The sequence below is a fragment of the Paenibacillus agricola genome (assembly GCF_011440305.1).
Taxonomy (GTDB): domain Bacteria; phylum Bacillota; class Bacilli; order Paenibacillales; family NBRC-103111; genus Paenibacillus_S; species Paenibacillus_S agricola.
Map to the genome: position 1 here is coordinate 1 of NZ_JAAOIW010000018.1, position 17,488 is coordinate 17,488.

Below are 17,488 nucleotides of genomic sequence, written 5' to 3' on the forward strand. Positions count from 1 at the left end.
GAAAAGTGAGAAGGTAACTATTTAGGATTTGGGGGAGAAGTGGGTCCACCTGCCTATTGGACTTCTGTCAAGATAGTAGACACAGATTTTATGCTCACACAGCCAGACCATGGTACAAACGTTCATACTCAGAGGGCGTGTTGTACCCAATCGAAGAATGTGGATACGTTGATTGTTGTAGAATACCTCAATGGATTCAAAAATGGAGAACGTACTAAATTTTGTGTAAATGGTTAAACTCTCCATTAAGGGAGATGATCATTTATGCAAGATATTAAAGACAAGACATTGAAGGAATTATCAAAAGACTGCCGGACGGTTGAATATGTTCATGAGATGCTAAAGAATTTGTTTCGTGACACCCTACAGCAGTTATTTGAAGCGGAAATAGACGATCATTTAGGCTACAGCAAGCACAGCTCTGAAGGCGATCTAACAGGCAACAGTCGGAACGGCTACAGTAAAAAGACCATCAAAACCAAGTTTGGGAACACCGAACTGCAGATACCCCGTGATCGAAACAGTGAGTTTGAGCCTCAAGTGATCAAGAAGCATGAAACGAGTCTCAATGGTTAGAGGAGCAGATTATTGGTCTCTACGCGAAAGGCATGTCTACCCAGGACATTGAGGATCATATGCGTGATCTGTATGGTATTGACGTATCACCTACGATGGTAAGCAAGGTGACGGATAAGATCATGCCACTGGTTACAGAATGATCGTATTCTTGGATGCGATTCACTTTAAAGTACGTCAGGAAAACCGCATTATTAACAAGGCTGCTTACAGCGTATTGGGCATCAACATGTGACGTCCATAGGCTTGTTTTAATGCCTGTAGAACCAGTTCCTTTGTCATTCGTTCACTCATGTGCCAGCCTACGATCTTACGCGAGAACAGGTCCATAACGCTCGCCAAATAGAGCCAACCTTCACTTGTTGGCACGTAGGTAGTGTCTGTCACCCACTTCTCATTGGGCTTGCTTGCTGTAAACTCACGGTTTAATACATTCTCTTGAACCGGCAGGGAGTGTTTGGAGTTGGTTGTCGCTTTGTATTTCCTCACCGTTTTAGAGCGGATCCCATTCGCTTTCATAATCCGAGTAACCGTACGCTCAGAGATCGATACGCCATTCTTATTTAATTGTAGAGTCACTTTGGGGCTTCCGTAAATCTGCCTGGATCGGTCATACACTTCCTTGACTTGCCCCGTCCATTCTTTGTGCGGGCGCTCACGATTACTCTCAGGACACCTTAACCACTTGTAATAGCCGCTACGAGAAACTTCCATAATGCGGCACATCTTCTCCAGTCGATACTCGGAGCGGTGTTCATAGATAAACGTGTATCTTACCGACGGTCTTTTGCGAAGAAGTAGATGGTTTTTTTTAAGATGTCATTCTCCATTTCAAGCTGCCGGATCCGCTTTTGCAGGTCAGCCTGGTTCTTGTCTTCGACCTTTAAGTTGCCACTGCCACAAAAAGCGTTACCGGAATCCTGCTTGAATTCGCTCATCCTGCGGTACAAGGTATTGTCGGACAACCCCAGCTCCCTAGCTACCTGAGCCACCGGTTTCCCCTGTTCTGAATCATTTTAACCGTTTCTCTTTTGAATTCTTTATCATATTTCTTACTCATCTTGGACACCTCGACTGTGTTGAGTTTATTGTCGCATTCTCTTTTCTTGGGGCCAGTTTCTAGTCTAACATCAAATCTACCTCGAAATTTAGTCTATCTCCTCTTATCTATTATTTCAGTTGGGATTGTTATATAATCGCATGTTGCAATTCAACTGATGTTCTCGGCGAATATGGTTGGTAATCATCTATCAATTATTCACAACATGTAATTCTGCAAGTAATTAAATATGCATTTTTACATGTGTATATAATTGCATAAATGAACTGCAAAGAGGGAGAGGTTGTTTTATCCCATAAGCCGGTCCGCTGACATAGTCGAAAACCTAATCTGGCTGATCCTGAATAACTAACGAACGACCTACAGGGCTGGCGCCTGCGAACCGTAACTTATGATCGCACATGGTTTGTGAACAAGCGTCAATGAAAACATGTAATTTTATAAGTAAATACATTTGTATAAGTAGATGTATTAAATGAATGTAGTAATGTAACTGATAGAGGCGCCTTGGCAAATATGTTGGCAATCAAACACCAATTTTTACATGTAATTTAACATGTGAATATACAATTATAAGTACATATATATAATTGCATGTTGCAATTCAACTGATGTTCTCGGCGAATATGGTTGGTAATCATCTATTAATTATTCACAACATGTAATTCTGCAAGTAATTAAATATGCATTTTTACATGTGTATATAATTGCATAAATGAACTGCAAAGAGGGAGAGGTTGTTTTATCCCATAAGCCGGCCCGCTGACATAGTCGAAAACCTAATCTGGCTGATCCTGAATAACTAACGAACGACCTACAGGGCTGGCGCCTGCGAACCGTAACTTATGATCGTATATGGTTTGTGAACAAGCGTCAATGAAATACATGTAATTTTATAAGTAAATACATTTGTATAAGTAGATGTATTAAATGAATGTAGTGATGTAACTGATAGAGGCGCCTTGGCAAATATGGTGGCAATCAAACACCAATTTTTACATGTAATTTAACATGTGAATACACAATTATAAGTACATATATAATTGCATGTAGAAATTAAACTAATATTCCCGACGAATATGGTTGGTAATCATCTATCAATTATTCACAACATGTAATTCAACAAGTACCTGCCGTAGTCATTTCTCCAGACATGAAGTTGTCCATTGTCATTCCCCTTCCCGTTTAATTCATCAATTGATATACCTATTATAATAGAGCCTTTGTCCGCTGCACAGTGATATAGAACGTGAGTTTGTCACTGATGGAATAGTTGCCATGGTGCTTTCGATCAGAATTTTTATTGAGAGAAAACTTAATATACTTTGTCATATAATAGTATAATCATACTTATTGAATACGGAGAGGGCATTAAATGTCATTTGAAAAAAAGATTTTATTTAGCCAATGGATTAATCCTTATATGGATGATTATTCTTGTTCCTTTTGCATGAAAGGTGAGTCCGTAGATAGCATCGCTATTCAAAACAGCATTACTAAACTATTGAAGGGCAAAGAGGATTCGGAGTGCATCTATTTACTTTGTGTAAAGGACGAACACAATTGTATACCCATATATATAGGCAAGAGTAAAACACCAGTAACACGTTGGAACAGTCATATAAAAAACTTGTATATAGGAAAAAGCTCTTATAGCAAGTGGAAGATTTATCTGTTAGATAATAATCGAGCAAACTACGATTGCATTTTGGTGGTTATTCCTGAGGTAGCTATATCAGAGCCGCCAATTAAAGGGTTTCCAAAAACCATTGGATCAATTGAATATCAACTTGTTAGCTTGGCTTCTGATGCTTTTCCAGACACGCCCCTGAACAAAGAGGGGAACCGCAGATGATAGACTTTAATGAATGGTTAATGCAGTTATCCAATCATTACTTTGTTCCTTTGTTTAGTACTAATGATGGCTTATTAGTTAATGTCAAAACAAAGAATGATCGTACATTATTAATGCGCTCAGCTGATATGGAAAATGCAGTTATTAGTACGATTGAAAATAATATAAGTAACGATGCCTGGGAAGGCTTGATTTACGTGATGGGTAAAGGACTAGCTGCATCATTCCAACTGATGTACATAGGCAAAGCTGAAAAAAAGGGCGTAACCAATCCTATCAGTGAAAATATTAAGAATATCCGTAAGAACCAGCATAAATTCGCAAGATGGGGTGACGGCATTGCTTATCATATTGGGGATTTAAGTCATGCGATGTATAGGTTTGAAGCCTATAAGAAACCAAGTAAGAAATACATGACTTGGGCAAAAGCCCTCTTTGAAACTAATGATCTACCTATGCTAAAGGAGCCAATATTCTTTTTTATTGCACCTTGGTTTACTGGTGACAAAGGTTTGTCTGGTTTGTCCTGTTCATTGCCTGCGGTTGAAAAAGAAATGATTGCTATAGCATCAGTTCAATTTGCTGATACATTACTAAACGTAGACGGTATATAAAGGCAGGTGACTATGATGTACGCTTTAATTAGCTGTACCAAGTTGAAACAGGAATACAGTTGCTCAGCTAGAGAAATGTATGTAAAAGTCGGCATTGTTCAGCAAAGCGGTTAAATATATCGAGCAGCAAGGGTACAACGATTGGTTTATTCTTTCTGCCAAGTATGGGCTGTTAAGTAAGGTTGAAGTTACTGATCCGTATGACGTAACGCTTAACAATATGAAAGCACCTGAAAAAAAAGAGTGGTCTAGGAAAGTCGCGGATCAGATATTAAGCTTGAATTTAAACAGTGTGGACGTTTACGCAGGAATGAACTATCGGAAGTTTCTACTGCCATTGCTGGATGCGCAGGGAATTAAATGGAGTATACCGTTAATGGGTAAGGGCATAGGGCAGCAGTTGCAGTTTTATAATAGAAAGTTCAATTAGGTTTAGGCTGTTCAAGAGTAAAAGCATGGGGGCTATTTTACGCTTAGGGTGTCCTGAAGAAAGGCAGTAATGAAAGGAGGAAACACGGCTTTGCATTTTCCTCAATATGTCAACTGAGACATGGGCTCCTTTAGAGCGTGGAAAACGTATGAATGGAAAAACCAAAGAATATGCAGTCTATAGACAAATTTGTAAAATGAGACAAAAAAACAAGTGATAAGCTCAGCTTGGTGTGGTAAGCATTAGGCTTTCACGTCTAACTTGACACCCATACTCGTAAGAGTAGGGCTGAGTATGAACATTCTGAAACCAGGTTAAAACCACCAGAAGGGAAGAACCACACCTATGTTTGAATTTCGAGCAGCCAGAAACAGCCCTTTTAAAGAAATACACGACATTGCTCACCTTGAAGAACTGAAGCATTGCTTACAGGACGAGTACGAAAACGGCGAGCGGGTTTCTTACGAGCTCAAGGAAAGGCTGTTTTATTTGTATTTACGATTAGGGGAACTGGAGCCGCATAAGGATTCCTACAAGGATTCGATCACAAAGTTAGTTCTAGATATTGGCTGGGATATCAAACGCCGCAAGGTTAATTATGAGCAAGCACAGTTATTTTTTGAGGATTTGATTCAATTAGCTAGACCCCGTACCATACCGATAGCTCATTATCGCTTGGGGTTTATTCATTTTTATAATAAAAAATATCATTCGGCCATTCGGAGCTTTGAGAAAGCTTTGATTAAGCACGACCCGCGCATTCTCGGACGGCTACCGCATCCTAAGGAAAAGTTGGATGAATCCCAAAGCATGAAGGCACAGGCCCAAACGGCTTTAGCGTATGCAGCATATAGTGCGGAGCTGGCTAGAAAGGCAATACGTATGTACGAGGAGCTTGGCAATCCCGACGATTATGATATCGATTATGTGATGAAGCTGGAGCAAGAAATTCTTAAGCAGGAGTCTAAGCCTTATATGTGCTTGACGCCGACAGGCAGATCCTCTATTAGTGAACAGGAATACCGGGAATTGAAGGAGGATAAAACAGCCTTTATTTTCGATTGTACCGACCATGATGTGCAGCGGGTTTTTATCAAAGGGAAGCTGAAAAATTTCTCTCCCCGAAGGATGCAGATTTTGGAGATTCTTTTCGTAAGACATAAACCTGTGCCTCAAAGAGAAATCACCGATAAGCTGAACATCAGTCAAGTTAGCCGGTACATGAATGAATTAAAGAGCCTTCTATCCCTATATGGCTTGGACGAGCAGAGTATTGTCGCGGATAATGGGTACCGTATCAATCATCCGAACCCGATTCTAATCTGTAATGAAAATGACCCCAAATATATGATGTAATGTTTAGAAGCGCCGGTAGCGGCGCTTCTTTTCTTTTTACCTTACAGGTGTTGTAACCCTCGTGTCCTACAATAAAAGTATCTTAAATCGAGGGGGAATTACATATGAAACAATTGAAAAAGACTTTATTGGAATTGCTGAATATTCAAGGAGTAAGCGGACGAGAGGACAAAGTAGCTGCCTATGTGACTCAACGTTTAACCGGGCGTGACTTTACTATAGAACACGACCACTTTGGGAATGTTTTAGCGCAGAAGCATTTTGGAGCCACGAGTCATGGGCCAGTACTGCTGCTATCCGCTCATATGGATACGGTAGTTTCTTTTGTGCCTGGACGGCGAATTGTGTGGGAGGATAATGATATCCTGCGCAGCTCCGAAGGTATCCTTGGGGCGGATGATCGGGCTGGGATTGCTATACTTCTTGAGGTGATAGAGAGGATGGACCGTCTCTCCTTTAACGGTACGCTCAAAATTGCTTTTACTCGGGATGAAGAGAGAGGGCGCATCGGCTCGAATGAAATTGCAGTAGAACAGATGAGAAACATGGAGCTTTTGGCAGAGGCACTTAGACGCAGAGGGTTTTCCTTCCGGTACCTGGGAAATCAGTTGATCTTGCAGCCAGGGTCAGGAAAGGGGGAGCTATACCTTATAAAGGGGTTGCTTAATGCACTTCAAATCGAAGCCTCGTACAGAGAGGGTATGGTCATATTGGAAAAAATTCATTTTACCGAGGATTTGGCGGAGCTTGTTTCGTTGTACAAAGCCTATAATCAGGAATCCCGGTGTCCGACGCATATGAGATCCTGGAAAACCTTCGTGAAGCGGAGGCATGGATACAATGGTCAAAATGCTTAGCAAAGCGGGTATTCTTACAGAAATGAGTTGCGACGGGCATGGCCGAAATGCACCGAAGATTTGGTTTGCGGGCGCTTGGAATGCGGCTTGGTTTGAGATTGTGAGCTGTAAGGTGCTGGGGGAATTGAAGCTTCATTATCGCTGGGTGGTTAAGGAAAAGGGGACAAGTGAGCATATCTTGACGGCAAAGAGAACCTCCCCGGAGAGATGGAACCTGAAACTCGTTCAGGAGGATGCAATGAGGATTGGTACTTATCTGGACATGCATGCAGAGGAGCTGAGCAATTACAAACGGAAGTGTTTTAAACATCGAAGCATGAAGGAACAAGCCGTGCTTTTATCACGGGATTATGAGGTGTTGAAAATGTGGATGAAGGAGAAGGTTACGGGATGAGGATCGGGTTCACAGATACGAACGCCCATTCCCTGACATCCTACTGCCCAAACCCTATGGTACATTCTTATCAGACGCTTTACCAGAAAGGATGCTGCATATGATTTCACCCATTCAAACAACTTTTGCCTGGAACAAACAGTACTGGCCAACCGGAGGAGTAGAACGGGCGTATCTGCTTCTAGAATTGAAAGGTAACGCTGCTACGAATATGGAAAGAGCCCCGATGAACGTATCATTGGTACTCGACCGCAGCGGCTCCATGAGCGGAGCACCGCTTGCTTACAGTAAAAAAGCCTGTCAATTTGTCACCGAACAAATGGGACAGCAAGATCAACTAAGCTTGGTTGCTTTCGATGATGAGGTTAGGATTGTTTTCGCTCCGCAAAGTGTGTCTCACAAAGATATAATGAAACAGCAAATTGAAACCATTCGATCCGGCGGCTCTACGAATTTGAGTGGAGGGCTGCTTCAAGGAATTCAATACGTTGTGCAAGGTAAAAAGGATGGGAGCATTAACCGTGTGATCCTTTTATCTGATGGCCATGCCAATGAAGGGATTACGGATCGTGCCAAGCTGCAGTCCATCGCTAGAGAGTTTCAAGGCATGGGGATGAGCATTACAACCATGGGTGTTGGGGATGGATTCGATGAGGAATTGATGGAGGGTATTGCTGATGATGGGGGAGGTAATTTTTACTTCATTGAGAAGTCGGAAAGCATACCTGACATCTTCGTCAAGGAATTAGACGGTTTATTAACTGTAGTTGCCCAGAATGTGCGGCTGACGATAAAGCCTTCAGAAAAAAAAGTGGCAGTGCAACATATTGGACAATAGCCACTCTGCTTGAGATTATTATTCGTTACTGCTGATATTTTCGCCGGAATAAAAGACGGACACCTAAGTGTCCATCTTAGTAGTATTTATTAGTGTGCGCATAAAGTTTGCAGGTATCGCGAAGGATTAAGCAGGTTCATAACTTCTACAACTTGAACCGAAAGAGAGTGCTTTTCATTCAGGTTGTCATAAATGGCGATGGACGTTGCTTCACGGTCCATATTACTGACGGGCTGATTTAAAGTGACCAAGAGGCCGATGACCTCCTTCTTCAAATCCACCACAGCGTGCATTTCGCTTACCGTGCTTAAGCGAAATTCGTACTTCAGATAGTTGATAAAGCGTAAAGACTCGGACTCGGATAGCTTTTCCCCATCCAGCGTGAAAGTAAACTTTTTCAAAATTTCGCTTTCTTGCAGTTGAAGCCCATCAATCAATTGATGAACATGTTCTTCAACGATATGTACCATTAATTAACCCCCGGTTCCTCTATATAAATCGAACGGGACCCGTATTCGGTAGCTGGCTGACTTATGAAGACTCCATTTAGTCCCTGTAGCTTTGCGTCACTGACTTTCATCAGCTTTGCCATTATCGTACGACTTATGTGAATATTATACATCATACAATAAAAACAGACAATGGAAATTCCATTACAAAATTGGAATCACTTTCAATTTATGCCCTCATTCCCTCCAGGAAAGAGGTTGTTTACACCTGATTTTCCGCCATTCGTGCATCTTTCCACACATGGACATTCACCGGATATATACTAAAAACAAGTTTCTATATCTGATCATTCTTCAGGGAGCCACGCTGGTAAAATGAAGAAAGGACTCTTAGTATGTGTTATGAATAAATTTACATTTATTCCAATGCTAAATTTTTCTTGAATTCGTTAATAAATATTCAAAATGAATATATGAGTATGTTACCGTGTGCGATACAACATACAGTGGCGTAATCCTGACCGGGAGGACATATGAAAGCGATTTATAAAGGAATAGAAATGGATGGAACACCGCAGGAGATTTTACTTTTCATTAGATTAATGGATGGACCGCAGGCGTTACATAACTCCTTATCTATGACTTCCAATAACAAGATGGAACACAATTTTAGATCTGAGAGTAGCCTTGCTTATCAGTCGAAGGACAAGAAGGAGAGGCTAAGCGTACAGGATGCTGCAGAAAGATACAGTAGCAGCAGTTTTTAAGGAAGCGAGTGGGGGAGAAAGTCATGAAAATGGACACGTTCAATGTTATTATTGCTGGAGATATAGAGACAACACAAAGGCCGCTGAGGGACATGCTTCAGTTTCATTCGAAGATAGCGGTGATCGGTGAAGCCCTCACGATTGAAGAACTTGTCGATCACATGCATTCAAAAGAGCCCCACATTATTCTTATGGATGTCGGCGACCCTCAGTTCGATGGAATGGAAGCCGTCAAAGTATGTATTGCTATCAGTCCGGATGTGAAGATCATTTTGCTTGCAAATGATGCCCGTTATGCCGTGGAAGCCTTTGATCTATCCGCGATGGATTATATCGTTAAGCCTTTTCACTCCTCCAGGCTTCGGGCTTCTTTGGAGAAAGCAATCAAAGCCATGACGGTCAGAATTCCGAGCTCAATGCTCAGCCAGATCACTGGGGATACTTCCAAGAAGTTTATCATCCGCACGGAAAGCACGATTCATTTTATCCCACTACAGGAAATCATTTTTATCGAAAAGGTCGACCGAAAATCTTTAATCCATACCACTACCAAGATCATTGAGGTTACGGAAACATTAAGCTCCATAGCCAATCAGCTTAACTTTCCTTTCGTCCCCACACATCGCTCTTATGTCGTAAATTATCACCATATTTCCAATATTGTTCATAACGGAGATACGTATCTGGTTTACTTCGACAAATATAATAAGCATGCTTATATCTCCAAGAACAAGCTCCCTCAAGTCATGGATCAGTTTGTGGAAATTAATACCCTTAGTGAGATAGTTTAGATTCATTCAAGAAAGAATGAATACATATTGTTGCCCTCGATACCTTCTTTATTAAGAAGGAACGAGGGATTTTTATTTTAGTACAGCCATTTCGTCCATTCGTACATCAAAAGAAGCTATTCGTGTAAAAGAGCGCTTATGAACGAAGGAAGCACTTATAATCAGATTTGTAAGATTTTGTCGTTTAGGTAGGATGGAAGGGGTTTTCCTGATGATTGATACACACTCTCATATACTTCCATATATGGATGATGGGCCCATGACGATCCAGGAAGCAGTACAAATGGCGGAAGCCGCCTGGAAGGAAGGCATTCGAAGCATCATTGCGACACCGCATCATGCGGATGGGAAGCACATTAATGAAAGAGAAAAAATTTGTTTTGCCGTTGCTGAAATCAATAACCACCTCAGCCGGTTAAATCTGGACATCCAGGTAGTACCCGGCCAAGAAATCCGGATGAACCGGGATCTGCTAACGGATTTGAAATCAGGGAACTTGGTTATGCTCAATGAAGGCAACTATATTCTTCTGGAGTTGCCCCATGATTCTATCCCTTCTTATACCCATGAAATGATCCATGAATTAAGGCTGCTCCATCTGGAGCCCATTATTGCTCATCCCGAACGAAATTTGGAGATCATCAAAAGTCCTGCTAAATTCTCTGAATTGATCGAATTAGGCGCAATCGGGCAGGTCACAACGCAATCTTTATCTGGGCATTACGGCAAGAAGGCAAAGGAGACGGCTCTTTACCTTTGCAAGAGCAACCTGATTCATTTAATTGCGACAGATGCTCATGATCTTCGCTACAGACCGCCATTCATACAGCAAGCACTTCATTTGATTTCGGGAAAGGTCGGACCGGATTTCACGAAGATGCTCTTGCAGAATGCTGAATTCGTCCTTAACCATGGGCCGGTGATCAAACGGGAGCCTGAACTGAAACGCAGATGGTATCTTCCTTTTCGATAAATTAGAACATGAGGCTACACACTGGGGAGGAAACAGGAGAAGCATTCAAAAGCGCTCAACATGAAGGATATGATGCTATTGACGCAACAACAAACATGAAACAGATAGAAGCAGGTATAATTGCAATGTCACAAAACATCGAAGAATGACAAAACAAACTTAGGTTTGGAGGACTATCCGTTGGAATTAGAATTAAAGCAGTACTTGAGAATAGTACAGAAGAGAATTTGGCTGATCGTTGCCATCGTAGCAATTAGTGTCGTGGTTACGTTCGTTTATACCCATTATTTTATAGATCCTCAATATGAGGCTTCCACGAAGCTGATCGTGACTAAATCAAGCGAGGCTCAGTCCATTAACGACAAAATCGACCTTGGTACCATTAACTCCAATATTCAATTAATCAAGACTTATAAAGAAATTATCAAGACGCCCAGAATTATGGATCTGGTAGTCAAGGAATATCCGGATATAAACAAAACGGCAGACGAATTGATTAAAGAAATCAGCGTGAATGCGGTGAATGAAACGCAAGTAATGACCTTAACCGTACAGCAGCGTTCGTATGAGCAAGCGGCCGCTATAGTGAATGCCGTTTCCACAATATTTCAGAGAGAGATCAGCGGGCTAATGAAGGTAGACAACGTGTCCATCTTGAATGAAGCGAAGCCTGGGAAAAACATCAGTCCTATATCTCCCAACGTGAAATTAAATATTGCCATTAGCTTTGTCGTTTCATTGATGATCGGCATCGGATTAGCATTCCTATTAGAATATTTGGACGATACGGTTAAGAATGAGCAGGATGTAGCGGCATTGCTGGATTTGCCGACATTCTCCGTGATTCCTTTAATCAAGTCAGAAGATCTCCAGAAGCAAACCGGTATAACCACTACAAATAATGTGCCTGGAGGTGTGTTGAATGCCTAAGATGACAGTAAAATATCCTCTGATTACGAACATGAATTCAAAGTCGCCGATTTCCGAGGCCTATAAAGCGTTAAGGACGAACATTGAGTTCTCCAATGTAGATCGAGAGTTAAAGTGTATTATGTTCACCTCTTCGCAGCAGGGTGAAGGCAAGAGTACTACGGCGGCCAATGTGGCTGTGGCCTTCGCACAAACCAACCGTAAGGTGCTGCTTCTGGACTGTGATTTACGAAGACCTACCCAGCATCATATCTTCAACATCTCGAATCAGGTCGGTTTAACGAGTTATTTATCGCATCAAGCCGATTTGTCCGAAATCATGGTTTCCACTTCGATACCTAATTTAAGTGTGGTCCTTAGCGGTCCTGTTCCTCCCAATCCTTCCGAGCTTCTGGCTTCCAAGCGAATGACCGGACTGCTTAATGAATTGCGTGAGCAGTACGATATGATCATCGTGGATACTCCGCCCATCATGGCGGTTACGGATTCCCAAATCGTTGCAACCAAGTGTGACGGCGTACTTCTGGTGTTAGATTCCGGGACCGTGAAAAGAGAAGTGGCCCTAATGGCTAAACAAAAACTGGAACTTGTCAATGCGAAGATCCTGGGTGTTGTTTTGAATAAGATGAGCAAGAAAAATACCAATAGTTATTACTACTATTACGGTAATCGAGAATAAAGGATAGGGCTTAGGAATTCGGATTTGCCTACAGTTCCGTTATCATGGTAGGCACTCGGTCATGCTGTGGGTTCGGGAAACCTAACCTTAGACGCTAGTCGTCAAGGGTGTGAGGTGAGGTGAGGTTGAATGCCTCCATCAATGTACATAAGTTGGCTCATTTATTAGGAAGGTCCAATCAATAAGCGAGTTTATGTGCTGTACAACGCAACTGAGAAATTTGTCGAATATATTACTTTTGAAAGAAGAGGAGCTGATTTTCTTTGTTATACAGCAAGCGATTGGCTTCGTTAATGATGCTGGATTCGATCATCGTACTTACTTCGATTTACATTTGCAGATTCATTCTGATGCCCAATGAATCCGTATTTTCACCAATGATCATGATTAGTTCACTCACTTTGCTATTGAGTCATCATTTATTGGCTCATGTTTATAAGTTGTATAAGAGGGTTTGGCGATACAGCAGTGTAGGAGAGCTGATTTCAATCTTGAAGGCTGTTACGATGTCCATTCTCATTACAGCATTGGTGCAGTATGCGATTAATCATGATGTCTATTATAGAGCCATGGTGATTACCTGGATGATGCATATTATCTTGCTTGGCGGTTTACGTTTCTCATGGAGAGTATATCAGGATCAAACGATGGCTATGGTGGATTATAGTACTAAGAAGCGCACTTTAATTATAGGCGGGGGTGCTGCAGGTGCGATGGTCGCCAGGCAATTGAAACATAATCCGAAAGCAGAGCTGCACCCGGTGGCCTTTGTGGATGATGACCCGTTGAAGAACAAATTAGAAGTGATGCAGCTTCCGGTATTAGGAGGAAGAGAGCGAATTGAAGAGGTTGTTCGAGAGCTAAATATCAGCAATATTATCATTGCTATCCCTTCCTTAAATAAGCGGGAGCTGACGGAGATCATGAAAGAATGCAGCAAAACGACGGCCAAGACCCAGATCGTTCCTATGCTGGAAGATCTGCTATCGGGTAAAGTATCTGTCAGCGAGTTTCGAAATATCCAGGTCGAAGATTTACTCGGAAGAGAACCGGTGGAGTTAGACTCTGAAGCGATTTCACTTTATCTTAAGGGGAATACAATATTGGTTACGGGGGCAGGAGGCTCGATCGGTTCCGAAATTTGCCGTCAGGTGACCAACTTTAATCCGGCGAGAATGATCCTGCTCGGGCACGGAGAGAACAGCATCTACAACATTGAGATGGAACTGAAGTCCAGCAACCTTCATCATATCGAATACATAACGGAAATTGCCGATGTACAAGATCGTGAGAAGATATTTAAGTTAATAGAGAAACATAAACCAAACGTAGTCTTTCATGCAGCGGCCCATAAACATGTACCTTTGATGGAGCGCAACCCAGAGGAAGCCATCAAGAATAATGTGATTGGTACGAAGAATGTAGCGGAAGCTGCGGACAAGCATGGGGTAGACACCTTCATTATGATTTCTTCGGACAAAGCTGTTAATCCGACAAGCGTAATGGGAGCCAGCAAGCGAATCGCGGAGATGATCGTTCAAGATATTAGTAGGGAGAGCAAAACTACATTTGCAGCGGTTCGATTCGGGAATGTGCTCGGCAGTCGAGGCAGTGTGATTCCACTATTCAAGGCTCAGCTTCAGAAGGGCGGGCCCATAACGGTTACCCATCCGGATATGGTGAGATATTTCATGACCATCCCTGAAGCATCAAGACTTGTACTCCAGGCCGGAGCACTGGCGAAGGGTGGAGAAATCTTCGTGCTGGATATGGGTGAGCCGGTGAAGATTGTAGATCTAGCCAAGAACTTAATCCGATTATCCGGTTTTACTGAAGAAGAAATTGGCATTGAGTTTACCGGGATAAGACCTGGGGAGAAGCTGTTTGAAGAACTGCTGAATGAGAATGAAATTGCTGAACAGATCTATTCTAAGATTTATGTAGGAAAGGCAACGTTAAACCCTACTATTGTTATTGATAAACTTATAGATGAGTTTAAAGAGTTATCACTTCTTCAGCTGCATCAAGAGATCATGGACATTGCACACAATAGGCTTAGGCAAGAAACAAGAAATGAAATGGCCGTTGTGCAATAAAGTTAAGATATTTGGTTGCCACTAATATGAGGATGTAGAACACGTACACATCAATATACAGACTTTGCATACAAAACTCAAACCATCGAGAAGGAGACAAAAACAAAATGAAAAAATCCTACTCGGGGGAGCGATAGTGATGGCTCCCTTTTTAACGTTAGCTTCGCCAACATTAGCTGATGCAGTCAAGCAATACGTATTGAATCTTGCGAGTTATCGAAGGTTAATGACAGTTTATATCAAATGGGTTATCCACCTACATGGATCTCAAGTAAAGATGATAATAAGTTATATATGAAGCTCGAAGATGCCAAAATTAACTATCTGGTTTCAATAGCATCCAATAGTTACTTAATCAATGAAACAGAGGGAAGGCTTGACGCCATGAGAGGTAGCCAATAATAGCTTCCTCAAGAAAAGGATAGATACCACCGGGCAGTTTGTTTCAATATACACAATTAAAGGCGCATTCGCAAAATCTAACAACTCTTTTGTTGTTGGTCTGACAGATGAGGGCGGTACGAATGCAGTAAAGTATAGCAAAACAATACTATATCCCTGTGGATGATTTACTAACTTCATTAAAATATGACCATAAAATAGAAGTGAATGAATACAATAAGCTCATCACTCTTGAGTTTTCGCAGAAGAACTAGAATGAATTGGAAAGAGGAAATATTTTTTCTATACGCTTAAATAAGATCGTATTATTGTTCGCATACTGAAACATTTCGAGAGTACAGGGGCTAGAGTCTATGAAAAGATTCGATGATTTACCTAAATCCGTCAAAAAAGCGGTGCGTTACATCAAGCAAGAGGCGACGATGGAACAGTTAAACAGTATGGAGCCATTACTGCTTCTCATGATTGGTAAAAGGAAGCAAGAATTATTGATGAAAAAAGTGGGAAACGACAATAAAAAGTAAAATCAGCTAGTAACTCAAACAAAGGATTTATATTGTTGATCCTTCGCTACTAGATTGTTTGATGGATTTCTTTTCTGCACCCACCCACACTGCTCATTTATGGTCATAATTAATCAAACATCACTATACTGAGGGAGTAGTGTAACATAGTGAACAACAATAGGTCTTTGAAAAGACACTCAATTTATTATGGATTGTTGATGACTCTCTAACAGAGGCGAATCCGGTGTATAATCTACTCTAGACTTTTTGTTTTTGGTAGATTAGTAGTTGATTGGACGTGGAAAGTTTAGAAATCCAATTATGTATTAAGCGACTTAAGAACCAAGGAGTGTAACTGTAATGTATATGGGAATTAAAAGATTGATAGATATCGTTCTTTCTTTAGTAGGAATAATCGTACTATTTCCAGTTTTATTAATTATTATTTTAGCCATCAAACTTGAATCAAGAGGGCCAGTGTTATTCAAACAAAAACGTGTAGGTATTAATAAGACTCATTTTAATATTTTAAAATTCAGAACAATGAGAGTGGATACACCAAAAGACACACCAACGCATCTGCTGGAGAATCCGGATCAATATATCACAAAAATGGGGAAGTTCTTGAGAAAATCTAGTTTAGACGAATTGCCTCAGATTTGGAATATCTTTGTTGGGCAGATGAGTATTATTGGTCCTAGGCCAGCACTTTGGAATCAATATGATCTTATAGAAGAAAGAGACAAATACCACGCCAATGATATACTACCTGGGTTAACTGGATGGGCGCAGATTAATGGTAGGGATGAACTTACTATTGAAGTAAAGGCAAAGTTAGATGGTGAGTATGTTGAAATATTAAGTTTTTGGATGGACGTTAAATGCTTTTTTGGAACAATTTCAAGTGTAGTTAAGAGTGATGGTGTAGTTGAAGGTGGAAATAAAAAGGAAGTTGCATAGATTGTTTCAACTGGCTTGTAAAAAAATTGGAGTGGTGATGTATGTTATTAATCACAGGAATCACGGGTCATACTGGCGGATATTTCCTGAAAGAGCTTATAAATAATAAATATGAAGGAGCTATTCGTTGTATTGTTAGAAATACTTCAAACACTTCATCAATCGATAACAGCAGGTTAAATATAGAGAAAGTAGTGGGAGATTTAGACGATCCAGAGTTCATCAACAGAATAATGGTTGGTGTTCATACGGTAATGCATATTTATAATATCCACCATTCTCCTATGATAGTGCAAGCGGCCATAGAGAATAAGATAAATAGAGCAATCTTAGTACATACAACTGGAATTTATTCGAAATTCAAATATGCTTCTGAAGGATATAAGATAATAGAGGGGAAAATCTCAGAATTAATTAAAAATCCAAAATGTCCAACAAGTATAACTATACTCAGACCTACAATGATATACGGTGATCTCTGTGATAGGAATATGAGCAAGTTTATAAAAATGGTGGATAAGCTCAGAATTATGCCTGTAATCAATGGAGGACGCAGTTTAATTCAACCGGTCAATGCTAGGGACTTGGGAGTGGCATTATTTACAGTTCTGATGTCTCAAAAAGAGACTACAGGTAAGGTTTATGACCTTTCAGGTGAGAAGCCAATCAAAATGATCGATGTATTCAAGATCATAACCAAAGAGCTAAACTTAAAAACAATCTATATCAGCGTACCATTAAGCATAGGAGTATCATTGGCAAGAATCCTCAAAATCCTAACGCTGGGGAAAATCGATAGTATAGAAAGGGTTCAGAGAATGGGAGAAGACAGAAGTTATTCCCATAATAATGCAACTATCGATTTTGGTTATAATCCAATGTCTTTTGAAAAAGGTATTAAAATAGAGGTGCAAGAGTACCTAAAGAAAAATAGAAATTAGTAAAAAAGAGTAGG

General features: G+C 40.9%; 18 protein-coding genes, 2 pseudogenes and 1 riboswitch. Of the genes and pseudogenes, 17 read left to right on the top strand and 3 right to left on the bottom strand.

The annotated features are described in order from the left end of the window. Positions 1-264: 264 nt before the first annotated feature. A pseudogene (locus tag G9U52_RS31405) lies at positions 265-808 on the top strand (transposase); the annotation flags it as partial. On the opposite strand, the gene G9U52_RS31410 reads toward G9U52_RS31405, so the two are convergent. Then, on the bottom strand, positions 784-1,338 hold the full coding sequence (locus G9U52_RS31410; RefSeq protein WP_311764951.1) for an IS3 family transposase: 555 nt from the start codon (positions 1,336-1,338) through the stop codon (positions 784-786). The pseudogene G9U52_RS31405 and the gene G9U52_RS31410 sit on opposite strands and share 25 nt — an antisense overlap. Before the next feature lie 11 nt (positions 1,339-1,349). Then, positions 1,350-1,571, bottom strand: a pseudogene (locus G9U52_RS31415) (transposase); the annotation flags it as partial. 1,440 nt (positions 1,572-3,011) lie between these two features. On the opposite strand from G9U52_RS31415, the gene G9U52_RS31420 reads away from it, so the two are divergent. The 7 genes from G9U52_RS31420 to G9U52_RS31450 all read left to right on the top strand — a co-directional run bounded on the left by G9U52_RS31420 (position 3,012) and on the right by G9U52_RS31450 (position 7,980). Beyond that, positions 3,012-3,491, top strand: a complete 480-nt coding sequence (locus G9U52_RS31420) for a GIY-YIG nuclease family protein (RefSeq protein WP_166155123.1) — start codon at positions 3,012-3,014, stop codon at positions 3,489-3,491. Then, positions 3,488-4,105, top strand: a complete 618-nt coding sequence (locus G9U52_RS31425; RefSeq protein ID WP_166155125.1) for a hypothetical protein — start codon at positions 3,488-3,490, stop codon at positions 4,103-4,105. Before G9U52_RS31420 ends, G9U52_RS31425 begins: the two co-directional genes overlap by 4 nt. Before the next feature lie 94 nt (positions 4,106-4,199). After that, a complete protein-coding gene (locus tag G9U52_RS31430; protein ID WP_243767675.1) occupies positions 4,200-4,535 on the top strand; it encodes a DUF6884 domain-containing protein in 336 nt (111 codons plus the stop codon). A gap of 345 nt (positions 4,536-4,880) precedes the next feature. Beyond that, positions 4,881-5,891 carry a tetratricopeptide repeat protein gene (locus G9U52_RS31435; RefSeq protein WP_166155127.1) on the top strand — a complete coding sequence of 337 codons (1,011 nt, stop codon included), beginning with the start codon at positions 4,881-4,883 and terminating at the stop codon, positions 5,889-5,891. 104 nt (positions 5,892-5,995) lie between these two features. Further along, positions 5,996-6,748 (top strand): M20/M25/M40 family metallo-hydrolase, encoded by a 753-nt coding sequence (locus G9U52_RS31440; protein WP_166155129.1) that lies wholly within the window; start codon positions 5,996-5,998, stop codon positions 6,746-6,748. Then, on the top strand, positions 6,732-7,142 hold the full coding sequence (locus G9U52_RS31445) for a hypothetical protein (protein ID WP_166155131.1): 411 nt from the start codon (positions 6,732-6,734) through the stop codon (positions 7,140-7,142). The genes G9U52_RS31440 and G9U52_RS31445 overlap by 17 nt, the downstream gene beginning before the upstream one ends. Before the next feature lie 100 nt (positions 7,143-7,242). Then, on the top strand, positions 7,243-7,980 hold the full coding sequence (locus G9U52_RS31450) for a vWA domain-containing protein (RefSeq protein WP_166155133.1): 738 nt from the start codon (positions 7,243-7,245) through the stop codon (positions 7,978-7,980). 89 nt (positions 7,981-8,069) lie between these two features. Here the strand turns inward: G9U52_RS31450 and G9U52_RS31455 are convergent, their stop codons facing one another. After that, complete coding sequence (locus G9U52_RS31455) at positions 8,070-8,450, bottom strand: hypothetical protein (protein ID WP_166155135.1); 381 nt, start codon at positions 8,448-8,450, stop codon at positions 8,070-8,072. Positions 8,451-8,494: 44 nt separating this feature from the next. Next, a riboswitch (cyclic di-GMP riboswitch) is annotated at positions 8,495-8,580 on the bottom strand. A 382-nt stretch (positions 8,581-8,962) separates the two neighbouring features. Between G9U52_RS31455 and G9U52_RS31460 the strand changes: the two genes are divergently transcribed. From G9U52_RS31460 to G9U52_RS31500, 9 genes are all read left to right on the top strand, one after another. Then, positions 8,963-9,196 (top strand): hypothetical protein, encoded by a 234-nt coding sequence (locus tag G9U52_RS31460; RefSeq protein WP_166155137.1) that lies wholly within the window; start codon positions 8,963-8,965, stop codon positions 9,194-9,196. Positions 9,197-9,219: 23 nt separating this feature from the next. Further along, entirely contained in the window at positions 9,220-9,987 is a 768-nt protein-coding gene (locus tag G9U52_RS31465; RefSeq protein ID WP_166155139.1) for a LytR/AlgR family response regulator transcription factor, read from the top strand. A 211-nt stretch (positions 9,988-10,198) separates the two neighbouring features. Beyond that, positions 10,199-10,960 (top strand): tyrosine-protein phosphatase, encoded by a 762-nt coding sequence (locus G9U52_RS31470; RefSeq protein WP_166155141.1) that lies wholly within the window; start codon positions 10,199-10,201, stop codon positions 10,958-10,960. Between the two features lie 180 nt (positions 10,961-11,140). Continuing rightward, a complete protein-coding gene (locus tag G9U52_RS31475; RefSeq protein WP_166155143.1) occupies positions 11,141-11,890 on the top strand; it encodes a YveK family protein in 750 nt (249 codons plus the stop codon). Further along, the gene (locus tag G9U52_RS31480; protein ID WP_166155145.1) at positions 11,883-12,569 is read left to right on the top strand and encodes a CpsD/CapB family tyrosine-protein kinase; all 687 of its coding nucleotides are present in this window, start codon (positions 11,883-11,885) and stop codon (positions 12,567-12,569) included. The genes G9U52_RS31475 and G9U52_RS31480 overlap by 8 nt, the downstream gene beginning before the upstream one ends. Positions 12,570-12,832: 263 nt before the next feature. Then, a complete protein-coding gene (locus G9U52_RS31485) occupies positions 12,833-14,665 on the top strand; it encodes a polysaccharide biosynthesis protein (RefSeq protein ID WP_166155147.1) in 1,833 nt (610 codons plus the stop codon). A gap of 755 nt (positions 14,666-15,420) precedes the next feature. After that, a complete protein-coding gene (locus G9U52_RS31490) occupies positions 15,421-15,591 on the top strand; it encodes a hypothetical protein (protein WP_166155149.1) in 171 nt (56 codons plus the stop codon). Positions 15,592-15,933: 342 nt separating this feature from the next. Next, positions 15,934-16,533, top strand: coding sequence for a sugar transferase (locus G9U52_RS31495; protein WP_166155151.1), 600 nt, complete (start codon positions 15,934-15,936; stop codon positions 16,531-16,533). Positions 16,534-16,574: 41 nt separating this feature from the next. Continuing rightward, positions 16,575-17,474 carry an SDR family oxidoreductase gene (locus tag G9U52_RS31500; protein WP_166155153.1) on the top strand — a complete coding sequence of 300 codons (900 nt, stop codon included), beginning with the start codon at positions 16,575-16,577 and terminating at the stop codon, positions 17,472-17,474. Positions 17,475-17,488: the final 14 nt, after the last annotated feature.

What these genes read in the sequence shown, in the direction of transcription:
- G9U52_RS31420 (WP_166155123.1), top strand. Translation starts at nt 3,012, where the DNA reads ATGTCATTTGAAAAAAAGATTTTATTTAGCCAATGGATTAATCCTTAT.
- G9U52_RS31425 (WP_166155125.1), top strand. Translation starts at nt 3,488, where the DNA reads ATGATAGACTTTAATGAATGGTTAATGCAGTTATCCAATCATTACTTT.
- G9U52_RS31435 (WP_166155127.1), top strand. Translation starts at nt 4,881, where the DNA reads ATGTTTGAATTTCGAGCAGCCAGAAACAGCCCTTTTAAAGAAATACAC.
- G9U52_RS31440 (WP_166155129.1), top strand. Translation starts at nt 5,996, where the DNA reads ATGAAACAATTGAAAAAGACTTTATTGGAATTGCTGAATATTCAAGGA.
- G9U52_RS31445 (WP_166155131.1), top strand. Translation starts at nt 6,732, where the DNA reads ATGGTCAAAATGCTTAGCAAAGCGGGTATTCTTACAGAAATGAGTTGC.
- G9U52_RS31450 (WP_166155133.1), top strand. Translation starts at nt 7,243, where the DNA reads ATGATTTCACCCATTCAAACAACTTTTGCCTGGAACAAACAGTACTGG.
- G9U52_RS31455 (WP_166155135.1), bottom strand. Translation starts at nt 8,450, where the DNA reads ATGGTACATATCGTTGAAGAACATGTTCATCAATTGATTGATGGGCTT.
- G9U52_RS31460 (WP_166155137.1), top strand. Translation starts at nt 8,963, where the DNA reads ATGAAAGCGATTTATAAAGGAATAGAAATGGATGGAACACCGCAGGAG.
- G9U52_RS31465 (WP_166155139.1), top strand. Translation starts at nt 9,220, where the DNA reads ATGAAAATGGACACGTTCAATGTTATTATTGCTGGAGATATAGAGACA.
- G9U52_RS31470 (WP_166155141.1), top strand. Translation starts at nt 10,199, where the DNA reads ATGATTGATACACACTCTCATATACTTCCATATATGGATGATGGGCCC.
- G9U52_RS31480 (WP_166155145.1), top strand. Translation starts at nt 11,883, where the DNA reads ATGCCTAAGATGACAGTAAAATATCCTCTGATTACGAACATGAATTCA.
- G9U52_RS31490 (WP_166155149.1), top strand. Translation starts at nt 15,421, where the DNA reads ATGAAAAGATTCGATGATTTACCTAAATCCGTCAAAAAAGCGGTGCGT.
- G9U52_RS31495 (WP_166155151.1), top strand. Translation starts at nt 15,934, where the DNA reads ATGTATATGGGAATTAAAAGATTGATAGATATCGTTCTTTCTTTAGTA.
- G9U52_RS31500 (WP_166155153.1), top strand. Translation starts at nt 16,575, where the DNA reads ATGTTATTAATCACAGGAATCACGGGTCATACTGGCGGATATTTCCTG.